Source organism: Prevotella sp. Sow4_E9_plate (assembly GCF_052116205.1).
In the GTDB taxonomy this organism is placed as follows: domain Bacteria; phylum Bacteroidota; class Bacteroidia; order Bacteroidales; family Bacteroidaceae; genus Prevotella.
Genome location: NZ_JBQKLN010000005.1, coordinates 42,263 through 56,436 on the forward strand (window position 1 = coordinate 42,263; position 14,174 = coordinate 56,436).

Below are 14,174 nucleotides of genomic sequence, written 5' to 3' on the forward strand. Positions count from 1 at the left end.
CTTTTTTCTTTTTGTATCGTTACTTCTTTTCGCTTTTCTTTTTCTTCTTCTTCAATCTGTTGATTCCAAAGAAGTCACGCCAACCGTTGAAGTCTTTCTTCATGATGAGACCGAGGCCTTGTGTGTTAAGACTGTTACGGGTAAAGTAACGGTCGTTTGTCTGGTTATACATTCGGATAGCCAAATTACCATTCGGGAAAATGAGGTATCTCATGTCAAAATCACCGATGAAACTCTGTGTGGCATTCGCATTGTCGCGATAGCCAAACTGACCATTGAACAACAGGCGGTTATTGAGTAGCTTGCCACTCAGGATGCCCTCATACTCGGCATTATTGAAGCCTTCGTCACCCGTAGAAATATTTGCACCGAAATTCCAGTTGTTACTCTTTACGACATTGGAAAGTACAGTGTTTATCTGTTGTGAGATGGTGCCGCTCAGAAGACTCTGCATGGCTAATGATGTCTGACTCTGTTGGGCAGCATCTTCGCTTGCCTGATTGTTGTTTGTCTGTGAATAGAAGCGGCCGATTCCTAAGAGGTAGAGTACCTGCTGGTTCATCTCTTCCTGTGAATTGATGATAGAGTAAATCATCTGTTTAGCATCGCTGTTTACTGTTGGCAAATCCATGGAGAAGTCTACTTTCGGAGATTCCGGTGTGCCTGTGATATTCATCAGGCAGTCTACACGGATGTTGTTGCTGCTGAAAGATTTTCCTATGCTGAGGTCGCTCAGTGGTACACCGTTTACCGTGTATTTTGCCTGCAGATTGAGAGGCGCATTGTATGGATTTCCACCGAAGGCAATGGTTCCGCCATGCATGAATTCAAACTCCTTCTTGATAAGATTCTGGATTGTGAGTTTATACATGCCATGATCTACCACATAGTTGCCAAACATGTCGAATGCTCCTTTGTTATAGTAATTGGCTCTAATCACACCGTTTCCGTTCAGAGAGATATAGTCACCTGACTGCTCGTCCATAATGAGCTTCAGGGTGAGGTTCTGGTTGGTATTGACGAGGAAGTTGATGCGCATATCCGATGAGAAGTCGATGTCGTCATTATCTTCTTGATCCTTGAGTGTCATCTGCCTGTTGATACTGTCGGCAAGTTCCGGTATAATCTCATGCCAGTGTATAAAGCTCTTATCGCTGATGGCGTCAGGGCTGGCTACATTGTATACGAAGATACTTCCTTTTTCTGGTTCTGCATTGATGTCTATAATGGTTTCTCCGCTCTTGCCGTGAATGCCTACATCGCCTGTTGCATAAACCGTGCCATAGAAGGTGTTGTCTCCAAACTCATGGGTGTCATATCCCAGAAAATTACGAGCCTTCAGGTCAAGGTCGTAACTCAATTTGGTGAGGTGTTTATGGTGGATGCCGCCATTGACGATGGCAAAGTTGTTGTTGCGGTCGTAGATGGTATCTCCTTCTAACTGGATATCATCAGGAATGGCATGGGCACGCAGTCTGTTGAAAGTGTAGTCGGTATTCAGCTGCTTCATGTGCATCTTGCCATGTGCCACGATGTCGCCAACGAGGTTGATGTTGCTCAGATTGCCTACGACATTCAACTTTCCGTTGCCCCAAGCTTCTACGTTGTCCATAAAGCTGCCGCAGAAGTTCTCTATAAACTTCATGCTGGTTCCTCTTGCATCAATACCAAGATCTATATAATTGCGCTTAGGAGATACATAGCCGGCAATGAGGGTTTGGTGTTCTGGACCGTCATCTGCCACAGCGTTGATGTCAATCTGCTCCTGCTCCTTATTGTAGCATACATTGGCGTGCAATATACCCAACGGTCCATTCTCAAAGGTGAACTCCTTGACGTCCAGGTGAGCTTGTGCGTCAGGATCGTTGAAAATGCTTTTTACGATAGCCTTGCCCGAAGCTCTTCCGGTGAAGTCTACCGAATGGAAGTTGACCAGGTTCAGAATATACGCTACGTCTACATCCTTCAGGTCTGCCACAATAGAGTCTTTCTTGTTTGGAGTGGCGAGGCCGTCGATGATGATGTGCTGCTGGTTGTGACTTACGGCAAAGTGATCTATCTCTAGATGATTCTTGCTGTATGTTATTTCTGAAGGATGTACTTCCCAAGGTTTGTCGCCAAGTTTAAACTGTGATGGCAATACGCTGATATGGGCTGTTGATACATCATTCTGATTCTTATAGAACTGAGCCAGCGATTGGAGAGTAGCATCTACTGGCAGTTTCTTGGAACGGTTGTCGTAATGCAACTGAGTGGCGAGGGTGTTGTTGGCTGCTGCCGCCTTGATGTTGACGATAGGACCAACTGTGCCCTGTGCTCCTTGCTGGATACTAGCCTTCAGTTTCAGCGTGTCGCCCTGAGTGTGAACATTAACCAAGCCGTTGCTGAATGCCTTTCCGTTATATACAAATCCTGGGATATTTGCATAGAGGTTGGCTGCTTTTTCCTTATCGGAAATCATGCCATCAGCATAGATTGGACTGTTGATGTCGAGAGGAATGCCGAGCATTCTTCTGAGAATCTCGGTAGAGCGAACCTCCAGGTTGATGGCAAAGTTGTTTCTGGCTTGATTCGAAATCTTGCCGATTCCTGGTAGGGTAGGCAGTTTGCTGGCCACTAAGTTCTTGCAGCTCTGATAGAGAGTTGCATAGTCGTACTGTCCCTTTACGTGGATATCTGCAAATGGAGCTTCCAGGTCGAAGTAGCTGTCTCTGCCTTCGTTCTTGGCACTCACACTGATATTGTCGAGTGTGTAGCTAGGGTCAGCCATCTTTATGCCTAAGATGCTAGGCAGAAGGTGGTTGATGTTGGCTGTAGCTGCATATTGCTTTTTCTTGATATGGTATTGTCCGCTTACCTGCAGGTCGATATTAGGGTCGGCAATGGCTGCCAATCCTTCCAGGAGTCCCTGGTTGTAGCTTCCGTCAATTTTGATGTTGCGATAGTTGTACTTGTTGAAGTTCAGTCTAGGAATGCTTCCTTTTGCAAAGAGGTGCTTCTTGGTGCCATGTATGTCGAGAGTGGCAGCCAGGGTACCTAGCTGCTTGCTGTTGATTATTTTCCCAAGTAGAATACCCTTGGTGTCTATGCGAGCCAAGAGATTTTCACCTTTCTTTTCGGCTTTTAGACTGGCATTGCCCACATCGGTTCGCAGGTTGCCTTGTGTACCGATACTTGGTCCTTTACCATAAACGATACCTTTAAAATATATATCACCAAGGCGCAATACTTCTTGTGGAATGTTGATTTTCTTGCCGAAGTTCTTGGCTATTTGTCTGATACCATCGCCCGATAGCTTAAGTGTGTTGATGTTTACATTCCAGTGGAGGTCGTTCCTGCTTCTTGCGCTTGAGCCATTCGTTGTCGTCTTGTCCTTTTCTTTCTTTGAGGCAAAGTCGAAGTTGGCTACTTTTCCGTTTGCGTTGAAAAAGATGCTTCCACTACGTGTTTTGAAGTTGAGGTTCGGACATCTGAGCGATGTGCTGGAGCCAGAAAAATTGCACTCAAGTGTTAACTCATCATCGAAGTTCCTAAGTGCTGGAACAAGGCAGGCAATGTCGGAAAGGGTTACCTGAGATGGTTTGATGCCTCCTTTGAATTGTAGGCTTGGCATCACAATCTTGCCTTCCTGCATGCGATAGGTGGCATGCAGATCCATCAACTCTACCTGTGAGTGGGGCAGTGCCAGATGGAAGTTTCTGAGGATGGCTTCCTGCTGGTTAATATCTACTTTGAAACGTAAATTCTTTAGTTGAAGTCCTGATTTATCCGAAAAAGATAATTTTTTGATAACCAGGTGTATATCTGTATCGGTAATATGGTCGATAATGACGTGTGTTGACAATTCCCGGATGCCGATGTGCTTAGGCGAAAAAATACCATTTATGGCTGCTACATCTCGCTGGTTATAGGCAATTGCGCCATGACGGATGATAATGCTTCCGATGTGTAAATCGAGAGGAGTATGCTTGGTAGTATCTTTAGATGCCAGTGAATCGAGTAGGAACTGGAAGTTGGTCTTGCTTCTTGCATTCTGCTTGTAGAGGTTGGCATTCAATCCAAACAGTTGTGCTGAAGAAATGGAAATCTTTCCTTCCTTCAGCGGCAGAAGATCTATTTTTGCAGAAATGCGCGAAGCGTAGATCATGCTGTCTCCCTGTTGATCTTTCATCATCACGTCATCGATGATAATGCGGTTCAGAAAACCCAGATTTACCTTCCCTATATTTACTTCTGTTCCAAACTTGTCCTTTAAAGCACTGGCTGCTTGAGAGCCAATGAAGGCTTGTACTGGTGGCAACTGCACCAGTACGATGAGCATGAAATAGATCGCAGCAAGCGTCCAGACAATGCCTATGATAATATGTTTAATGCGTTTCAGAGCTGATAAATTTTCTAGTTTATAAATCTTAATTAATGTTGAGCTACTGACTCATTTTTGTAAACTGCAAGTGTCAATTTCTCTTTTGCTTATTGCATAATCATTAAATTTTAGTGCAAAAGTACTCTATTTTTAGCGAATATTCGAATAATTCGCAGATTTTTCTTCCATATCTCACAAATTTTCACTATTTTTGCACCAATATTTGAATGTTTTGACTAATTTATAGAAGAAAAATAACGGCAACTTTAGAATGAAGTTTCTGAAATAATATGTAGAAAACGGTTTAGAATTAGAATATAAAGTATTTTTATAAATTTAAATGTAGTTATGGCAAATGTAATTAAGTTACGTAAAGGCTTGGACATAAACCTTACGGGTAAGGCTTCCAAGGATGTAACTGTTCCTGTGGCTCAGGCTAGCGAATATGCGCTGGTACCTGCTGCTTTCGAGGGCGTTACTCCTAAGGTTGTCGTACGCGAAGGTGACCATGTCAACGCCGGAGACGCCTTGTTTGTGAACAAGGCTTGCCCAGAGGTGAAGTTTGCCTCACCAGTGAGCGGTGAAGTCACTGCCATTGAGCGAGGTGAGCGCCGCAAGGTGCTATGCGTAAAGGTGAAAGCCGACGCTGTGCAGACCTCTACGGATTTTGGTGCTAAGAATGTGGATGCATTGGATGGCGAAGCTGTTAAGCAGGCATTGCTTGAGGCTGGTCTGTTCGGTTACATCAACCAGTTGCCTTATGCTGTGTCAACCACACCTGGTACAGAGCCTAAGGCGATTTTCGTGTCTGCACTTCGAGACATGCCTTTGGCTTCCGACTTTGAGGTGGAACTCGCTGGCAACGAGGATGCTTTCCAGGCAGGTTTGACAGCCTTGAGCAAGATTGCGAAAACTTATCTCGGTATTGGTGCTCAGCAGCAGAGTGCTGCTTTGACTGGCGCCAAGAATGTAGAGGTGAATGTGTTTGATGGTCCTTGTCCTGCAGGTAATGTGGGTGTTCAGGTGAACAACATCGATCCTGTTAATAAGGGTGAGGTGGTTTGGACCGTTGATCCTGCATCAGTTATTTTCTTTGGTCGTTTGTTCCTTACTGGCAAGGTTAACCTTCACAAGGTGGTTGCTGTTGCTGGTAGCGAAATGAAGAAACCGGGTTATGCTGATGTTTTGGTTGGTACACCGCTGAGTACTTTTGTTGGTAATCAGTTGAAGGCTACAGAACATGTACGTCTTATCAATGGTAATCCATTGACCGGTACCAAGACTACCGTGGCAGATTTTGTAGGCGGACACACATCAGAGATCACAGCCATCCCAGAGGGTGACGACTGCGACGAGATGTTGGGCTGGATTCTTCCACGCACCAACCAGTTCTCTACATCGCGTTCTTATCTCTCCTGGCTCTTCGGCAAGAAGAAGGAGTACAATCTCGATGCCCGCATCAAGGGTGGCGAGCGCCATATGATTATGAGCGGCGAGTACGACCAGGTTCTCCCTATGGACATCTTCGGTGAGTATCTCATCAAGGCAATCATCGCAGGCGATATCGACAAGCAGGAGCAGCTCGGTATCTACGAGATTAGTCCTGAGGACTTTGCGGTAGCTGAGTTCGTGGATAGCTCTAAGCTCGAATTGCAGAAGATAGTACGTGAGGGCTTGAACACCCTGCGCAAGGAGAATGCTTAGTTTTTAGTACTGTTAATTATTAAAATAATGAGTGCATTAAGAAATTATCTCAATAAGATAAAGCCTAACTTCCAAGAGGGAGGTAAGCTGCATGCCTTCGAGAGCGTGTTTGACGGTTTTGAGAGCTTCCTGTACGTGCCAAATACGACAGCGAAGAGCGGAGCCAGCATCCACGATTCAATCGACTCGAAGCGCATCATGAGCTTTGTGGTAATCGCCCTGATTCCTGCTTTGCTCTTCGGTATGTATAATGTGGGATACCAGAATTTCAAGGCTGCAGGTACACTGGATGCTACCAGCTTCATCGAGGTCTTCGGCTTCGGATTCCTGGCTGTCCTTCCTAAGTTGCTGGTTAGCTACATCGTGGGTCTCGGCATCGAGTTTGCCTGGGCTCAGTGGAAGCATGAGGAAATCCAGGAGGGTTACCTCGTCAGCGGTATCATCATCCCATTGATCATTCCTATCTCTACACCGCTGTGGATGCTCGCTCTGGCGTGCGCCTTCGCAGTCATCTTCTGCAAGGAAATCTTCGGTGGTACAGGTATGAACATCTTCAATGTGGCTGTGGGTGCCCGTATGTTCCTCTTCTTCTCATATCCATTGGCTATGAGTGGTGATAAGGTCTGGGTGGCTAAGGATGCTATCTTCGGTTTGGGTAATACCCTGCCTGATGGCTTTACTGCTGCTACTCCTCTCGGTCAGCTGGCTCAGGGCAGCATGCCTTCAGCTAGTCTCTGCGATTCTATCATCGGTTTCATTCCTGGCTGTATCGGTGAGACTTCAGTCATCGCCATCGCCATCGGTGCCATCATCCTTCTCTGGACAGGCATCGCATCATGGAAGACCATGGGCAGCGTATTCGCAGGCGGCATCGTGATGGCGCTTATCTTCCAGGCTCTCGGTATGACACCTATCGCTTGGTATGAGCACATCGTGCTGGGTGGTTTCTGCTTCGGTGCCGTGTTCATGGCTACCGACCCTGTAACCTCTGCCCGTACAGAGAAAGGTAAGTACTTCTACGGATTCTTCATCGGTGCCATCGCCGTTATCGTACGTGTGATGAACCCAGGTTATCCAGAGGGTATGATGCTCGCTATCTTCTTCGGCAACATGTTTGCTCCACTCATCGACTACTGTGTAGTTCAGAGCAACATCTCTCGCCGTGCTAAACGTGCTATTAAATAATGTAGGAGGAATGTAGATATGAAGACAAATTCAAATAGCTATACTATTATCTATTCGGTTATCATCGTGGTAATCGTGGCATTCCTGCTCGCGTTCGTGTCTTCTTCGCTGAAGGCAACACAGGATGCCAACGTGGCTCTTGATACTCAGAAGCAGATTCTGAACTCCCTCAACCTGCGCGACCTTGACAACGCTACTGCGGCTGCCAAATATAAAGAGGTGGTGAAGGACGAGAAGGAGAAGGACGGCATGAAGTATTACGAGTGCGAGATTGATGGTCAGAAGAAGACCGTATATTCCGTGAAGGGTATGGGGCTTTGGGGTGGCATTTCAGGCTTCATCGCCGTTGATGCCGACAACAACACCATCTATGGCGTATATTTCAACCACGAAGGCGAGACAGCCGGACTGGGTGCTGAAATCAAGGACAACCTGAAGTGGCAGCAGAAGTTCCAGGGCAAGAAGATTCACAAGGATGGAGTAGAGGGCATCGCTCTGGGCGTTGAGAAAGACGCTCCTGCCGGCGACCCAAACAATGTGGATGCCGTTACCGGTGCTACATTGACATCCGACGGTGTGGATGCCATGCTCAAGGAAGGTCTTGCTAAATTCATTAAATAACATTGAACGTTGAACATTGAAATTTGAACTTTATGATTAGCTTTCGAGCTTAGATGAAGTTTAGAGAAATATATACATATCATAAAGTTCAATGTTCAAAATTCAAAATTCAAAGTAAATAATATGGCATTATTTAGTAAACAAAATAAGGAGGCATTCATCAAGCCACTGAACGGCGACAACCCTGTCCTCGTCCAGGTGCTTGGTATCTGTAGTGCCCTGGCTGTTACTTCCCAGCTGAAGCCAGCCATTGTGATGGGACTTGCCGTTACTATCATCACGGCATTCTCTAACGTGATTATTTCCATCATCCGCAACACCATCCCTCAGCGCATCCGTATCATCGTCCAGCTGGTGGTAGTTGCTGCCCTGGTTACCATCGTGAGCCAGGTGTTGAAGGCTTTTGCCTACGACGTGAGCGTGCAGCTCTCAGTGTATGTGGGTCTGATCATCACCAACTGTATCCTGATGGGTCGTTTGGAGGCATTCGCCATGATGAACAAGCCTTGGCCTTCATTCCTCGATGGTGTAGGTAATGGTTTGGGTTACGCCCTCATCCTCGTGATTGTGGGTGCAGTGCGTGAGTTTTTGGGCCGTGGTTCTCTGCTCGGTTTCCAGCTGATTCCAGAGGGAGCTTACAGCTTTGGATATGTTAACAACGGTATGATGACCATGCCAGCCATGGCATTGATCCTCGTTGGATGTGTAATCTGGGTACATCGTGCCTATATTTATAAGGAGGAGAAGTAAGATGGAGCACGCAATAAGTTTGTTTTTCCGTTCGATTTTCGTCGATAACATGATCTTCGCCTACTTCCTGGGTATGTGTTCATACTTGGCAGTATCCAAGAACGTGAAGACCTCTTTGGGCTTGGGCTTGGCAGTAACCTTCGTGTTGCTCATCACCGTGCCTGTAGATTACCTGTTGCAGACCAAGGTGCTCAGCGCCGATGGCATTCTGGGTGTTGACCTCACTTACCTGAGCTTCATCCTCTTCATCGCCGTCATCGCCGGCATCGTGCAGCTGGTAGAGATGATTGTAGAGAAGTTCTCACCATCGCTCTATGCAGCGCTGGGTATCTTCCTGCCATTGATTGCCGTAAACTGTGCCATCATGGGTGCATCGCTCTTCATGCAGCAGCGCATCCTGATGGAGCCTACCAATACTCAGGCTATCACCTCTGTATGGGATAGCATCGTTTATGCCGTAGGTTCCGGTTTGGGTTGGACTCTCGCCATCGTTCTGATGGGAGCCATCCGCGAGAAGATGCAGTATTGCGACGTGCCAAAGCCACTGCAGGGACTCGGCATCACATTTATCACAGTAGGCCTCATGGCAATGGCTATGCTTTGCTTCTCAGGCTTGAAAATTTAATAACATTGAACATTGAACTTTGAAATTTGAACTTTATGATTACCTTTTCTTATCTCTCATATACGAGCTGAGATGGGTATAGGTTCAATACAAAGCATATCATAAAGTTCAATGTTCAAAGTTCAAATTTCAAAGTATAAAAATATGGGTAATACATCATTTATATTGGCTAGTATCGGAGTTTTCCTCGTGGTGATTCTCCTGCTGGTTATCATCCTGCTCGTGGCTAAGAAGTATCTGAGCCCTAGCGGAAATGTAAATATCGAAATCAATGGCGACAAGACCATCAACGTGCCTCAGGGCAGCAGTTTGATGACTACGCTGAATGAGAACGGCATCTTCCTGCCTTCTGCCTGCGGCGGTAAGGCAAGCTGTGGCCAGTGTAAGGTTCAGGTGCTCGAGGGCGGCGGCGAGATTCTCGATTCCGAGAAGCCTCACTTCACCCGCAAGCAGATTAAGGACCACTGGCGTCTGGGATGCCAGTGCAAGGTGAAGGGCGACCTGAAGATCAAGGTGCCTGAGAGCGTGATGGGCGTGAAAGAGTGGGAGTGCGAGGTTATCTCCAACAAGAACGTTTCATCATTTATCAAGGAGTTCAAGGTGGCTCTGCCTCCAGGCGAGCACATGGACTTCGTTCCGGGTTCTTACGCTCAGATCAAGATTCCTGCATACGACTGCATCGATTACGACAAGGACTTCGACAAGGATCTCATTGGCGAGGAGTACATCGGAGCATGGAAGAAGTTCAATATCTTCTCTCTCAAGGCTCACAATCCAGAGCCTACCGTTCGTGCTTACTCTATGGCGAACTATCCAGACGAGGGTGATATCATCACTCTTACTGTCCGTATCGCCACAACTCCATTCTTGCCACGTCCACAGGTAGGATTCCAGAACGTACCTACAGGTATCGCTTCTTCTTACATCTTCTCTCTGAAACCAGGCGACAAGGTAATGATGAGTGGTCCTTACGGCGACTTCCATCCTAATTTCACATCAGGCAAGGAGATGATCTGGATTGGTGGTGGTGCCGGTATGGCTCCATTGCGTGCTCAGATCATGCACATGACCAAGACCCTGCACACCACAGATCGTGAGCTTCACTTCTTCTACGGAGCGCGTGCATTGGGTGAGGCATTCTTCCTTGAGGACTTCTGGGAGCTTGAGAAGGAATTCCCTAACTTCCACTTCCATCTTTCATTGGACCGCAAGGACCCAGTGGCAGATGCTCAGGGCGTGAAGTACTACGAGGGCTTTGCTGTTAACTGCATCCGTGATACCTACTTGAAGGATCACGAGGCACCAGAGGATTGCGAGTACTATCTCTGCGGACCTCCAATGCTGATCAAGACCGTTACAGATTATCTGGATTCTCTGGGAGTTGATCCTGAGAGCATCATGTATGATAACTTCGGATAATCTGAAAGGTTCAGATATAAAATATAAGGCTGCAATGTGATGAACATTGCAGCCTTTATTTGTTTATGTCATATTGCGATCGTCTTCATTTTTGGGCATAAAAAAAGCGATGACCTTCACAGGCTACCGCTCCAAATCTTCAATAGGTATTAGTTTTCCTTAAGGTAAAAAGATTGTTTTCAGGATAACTGCTGCAAAGGTATACATTTTTTTTAATATTACCAAATTATTTGAGCAGTATTTTATAAAGGAATGTGGTGTGTGGGGACACAATAATGTTTATTAAAATTCTTTAACTAAAAACTGATAAAAGATAATAAAAAAAAGGCCGAAACATCACGTCCCAGCCCAGTTGTTGTACTCTCTAAAAATCATTTCGCTAGATGTAAAGAGAATACGGAAAAAATCCTTTTATTTCTGTTTCTTAATCTTTTCTACGTAAGCATCGATCACTGCTACTGCAGTAATGTTAACGATGTCCTGAACGCTGCTCTCAGAATCGGTGAAGTGGATAGGCTTGTTAAGACCCATCTGGATAGGACCGATGATTTCAGCCTCAGGATTCAATGCCTGGAGGAGCTTGTAAGCACCGTTGGCACTGCTCAGGTTAGGGAATACCAATGTGTTGACATCCTTGCCCTTGAGACGAGAGAATGGATACTTCTCATCGCGGAGATCCTTGTTGAGAGCGTAGTTCACCTGCATCTCACCGTCAATGGCAAGTTCAGGGAATTCCTTCTGCATTTCAGCAACAGCCTTCTTTACCTTGACAGGAGAACCTACGTTGTCGGTACCGAAGTTAGAGTAGCTCAACATGGCCATGATAGGCTCCTCGTTGAAGAACTTCACTGTTCCGGCAGACAACTTGGCGATGTCGGTCAGGACATCCTCGTCAGGGTGACGGTTAATCAATGTATCTGCAATGTAGTATACGCCCTTCTGGGTGTTGAGGATGTGCATGGTACCGAATGTCTTGTATTCGTCACGGATACCGATAACGTCCTTAGCCACCTTGATGGTATTACTGTATTTAGTATAGAGACCAGTGATGAAAGCATCAGCATCACCCTGCTCAACCATAGACATTCCGAAGTAGTTGCGCTCATACATCTTGTCGTAAGCCTCTTCGAAGCTGTAGCCCTCACGAGCACGCTTCTCAGCCAGGTGCTTGGCGAACTTGGCACGGCGACCCTGCTCTTTGTCTGCACGCATATCTACGATTTCGATGTCAGAGAGGTCGAGCTTCAGGCGGTTAGCCACACGGTTCAGACGATCTGGGTTACCCAACAGGATAGGCTGGCAGATACCCTCGCTCTTAGCCTGCACGGCAGCCTTCAGCATGGTAGGGTTACCGCCCTCTGCGAATACTACGCGCTGTGGGTGAAGGCGAGCTGTGTCGTGGAGCTTGCGGGTAAGCTTGGTCTCCTGACCGAGCAACTGGCGCAACTGCTGCTTGTACTGCTCCCAGTCTGTGATAGGAGTACGTGCAACGCCACTGTCCATAGCAGCCTTGGCTACTGCTGCAGAAACCTCAGTAATCAAACGTGGGTCAACTGGCTTTGGAATGAAGTACTTAGGACCGAATGAAAGGTCGTTTACGTGGTAAACATCATTCACTACATCAGGTACAGGCTGCTTTGCCAAATCAGCGATAGCATGAACGGCAGCCATCTTCATCTCTTCGTTGATGGCGCGTGCGTGAACGTCGAGCGCACCACGGAAGATGTATGGGAAACCAATTACATTATTAATCTGGTTAGGATAGTCTGAACGGCCGGTAGACATCAGTACGTCTGGGCGGCTAGCCATGGCATCCTCGTAGCTGATTTCAGGAACAGGGTTAGCCAAGGCGAATACTACAGGACTGTCAGCCATAGAGCGAACCATATCCTGAGTCAGTACATTGCCCTTGCTCAATCCAACGAATACGTCAGCACCCTTTACAGCCTCTTCCAGGGTATGGATGTCGCGGCGGTCGGTAGCAAACATCTTCTTCTGCTCGGTCAGGTTCTCACGGTCGCTTGTGATAACGCCCTTAGAGTCGAGCATCACGATGTTCTTGATCTGTGCACCGAGAGCAACATAGAGTTTTGTACAGCTGATAGCAGCAGCACCTGCACCGTTTACGACGATCTTTACGTTCTTGATGTCCTTGCCGGCCACTTCGAGAGCGTTCTTCAAACCGGCAGCAGAGATGATTGCTGTACCGTGCTGGTCATCGTGCATGACAGGGATGTCAAGGTTCTTCTTCAGGCGCTCCTCGATATAGAAACACTGAGGTGCCTTGATGTCCTCCAGGTTGATACCACCAAATGTAGGAGCAATACGTTCTACGGTTTCGCAGAATTTCTCAGGGTCTTTTTCAGCCACTTCGATATCGAAAACGTCGATGCCGCCATAAATCTTGAAAAGCAATCCCTTGCCTTCCATAACTGGCTTTCCGCTCATGGCGCCAATGTCGCCAAGACCGAGCACGGCAGTTCCGTTACTAATTACTGCTACCAAGTTACCCTTGTCAGTATACTTGAATGCGTCATCTGGGTTTTGCTGAATCTCGAGGCAAGGGAATGCTACGCCTGGAGAGTAAGCAAGGCTCAGGTCTGTCTGTGTGTGGTAAGGTTTTGTTGGCTTTACCTCAATCTTACCAGGACGGCCATTCTCATGATACAGAAGAGCCGCCTCTTTTGTGATTTTTACCATAATAATATATTGGTTTGAAGTTTTATTTTCTTACAGATTCGTGCTTTTAAGCAGCGATTTCTAAAAGTTTGTGCAAAGGTAATAAAAAACTTAGTAAAAACGAATGGTTTTTTATTTTTTTTTGTATCTTTGCACAAAAATAAGTCCACAAAGCATATAAATTGACATATAGATATGGCAGAAATTAATCAATACAGACAAGAGCTGAGAAATAAAATCATAGACTATGCCATGGCTGAGTTTTACAAACGAGGCGTAAAAGCGGTTAAGATGGATGAAATCTCTCGCGGACTTCATGTATCTAAGCGCACTGTTTATGAAATATTCGGTGACAAGGAGGAGCTTCTTCTTGCCGGCATGAAGATGCAGCAGGCGAAAGAACTGCAGTCGCTGGAAGAGTTTGCCAATACGCAAGCCCGCAATGTGATTGATATCATCAGTTATGTGTATAAGCTGCAGATGCGTCGCAATGAGCAGGTGGGAGTGGTTTTCTATGAGGAGATCCATAAGATTCCCCGTGTTGTGGAATTCATGCGCGAGTATCATTCTAAGGAGTGTGAGGAGAGAAGCAAGTTTTTTGCTGCAGGTGTGAAGGAGGGATTGTTCCGCCCTAATCTCAATTATGAGGTGTTGTCTGAAGTGGGGCATGTTACCATGGAAGAAATCATGCACCGTCAGCTTTATCGCACTTATTCAATGCAGGAACTTTTTGATAATTATGTGCTTACGGTTATCAGGGGCTTCTGTACCGAGCGTGGACTCATGGCGCTGGATAGGGCTTTGGCTGGTCTGTAAAGCTGCAGCCCC

General features: G+C 46.5%; 9 protein-coding genes. 7 read left to right on the forward strand and 2 right to left on the reverse strand.

Annotation, left to right across the window (positions count from 1 at the left end):
* Positions 1-19 precede the first annotated feature (19 nt).
* Positions 20-4,321, reverse strand: a complete 4,302-nt coding sequence (locus ACTQ53_RS03185) for a translocation/assembly module TamB domain-containing protein (RefSeq protein ID WP_441931997.1) — start codon at positions 4,319-4,321, stop codon at positions 20-22.
* 390 nt (positions 4,322-4,711) lie between these two features.
* On the opposite strand from ACTQ53_RS03185, the gene ACTQ53_RS03190 reads away from it, so the two are divergent.
* The 6 genes from ACTQ53_RS03190 (at position 4,712) to nqrF (ending at position 10,667) form a co-directional block, all read left to right on the forward strand.
* Positions 4,712-6,067, forward strand: coding sequence for a Na(+)-translocating NADH-quinone reductase subunit A (locus ACTQ53_RS03190; protein WP_294968191.1), 1,356 nt, complete (start codon positions 4,712-4,714; stop codon positions 6,065-6,067).
* Positions 6,068-6,094: 27 nt separating this feature from the next.
* Positions 6,095-7,252 carry an NADH:ubiquinone reductase (Na(+)-transporting) subunit B gene (locus ACTQ53_RS03195; protein ID WP_441931999.1) on the forward strand — a complete coding sequence of 386 codons (1,158 nt, stop codon included), beginning with the start codon at positions 6,095-6,097 and terminating at the stop codon, positions 7,250-7,252.
* An 18-nt stretch (positions 7,253-7,270) separates the two neighbouring features.
* A complete protein-coding gene (locus ACTQ53_RS03200) occupies positions 7,271-7,873 on the forward strand; it encodes an FMN-binding protein (RefSeq protein ID WP_089542478.1) in 603 nt (200 codons plus the stop codon).
* A gap of 123 nt (positions 7,874-7,996) precedes the next feature.
* Positions 7,997-8,623, forward strand: coding sequence for an NADH:ubiquinone reductase (Na(+)-transporting) subunit D (locus tag ACTQ53_RS03205; protein ID WP_441932000.1), 627 nt, complete (start codon positions 7,997-7,999; stop codon positions 8,621-8,623).
* 1 nt (position 8,624) lies between these two features.
* Positions 8,625-9,248, forward strand: coding sequence for an NADH:ubiquinone reductase (Na(+)-transporting) subunit E (gene nqrE / locus ACTQ53_RS03210; protein ID WP_006848996.1), 624 nt, complete (start codon positions 8,625-8,627; stop codon positions 9,246-9,248).
* A gap of 144 nt (positions 9,249-9,392) precedes the next feature.
* Entirely contained in the window at positions 9,393-10,667 is a 1,275-nt protein-coding gene (gene nqrF / locus ACTQ53_RS03215; protein ID WP_089542481.1) for an NADH:ubiquinone reductase (Na(+)-transporting) subunit F, read from the forward strand.
* Between the two features lie 411 nt (positions 10,668-11,078).
* Here nqrF and ACTQ53_RS03220 read toward each other — a convergent pair whose 3' ends face one another.
* The gene (locus ACTQ53_RS03220) at positions 11,079-13,367 is read right to left on the reverse strand and encodes an NADP-dependent malic enzyme (RefSeq protein WP_441932002.1); all 2,289 of its coding nucleotides are present in this window, start codon (positions 13,365-13,367) and stop codon (positions 11,079-11,081) included.
* A gap of 174 nt (positions 13,368-13,541) precedes the next feature.
* Here ACTQ53_RS03220 and ACTQ53_RS03225 point away from each other — a divergent pair, with 174 nt between their 5' ends.
* Positions 13,542-14,162 carry a TetR/AcrR family transcriptional regulator gene (locus ACTQ53_RS03225; RefSeq protein ID WP_295346896.1) on the forward strand — a complete coding sequence of 207 codons (621 nt, stop codon included), beginning with the start codon at positions 13,542-13,544 and terminating at the stop codon, positions 14,160-14,162.
* The last annotated feature ends 12 nt before the right edge of the window (positions 14,163-14,174 follow it).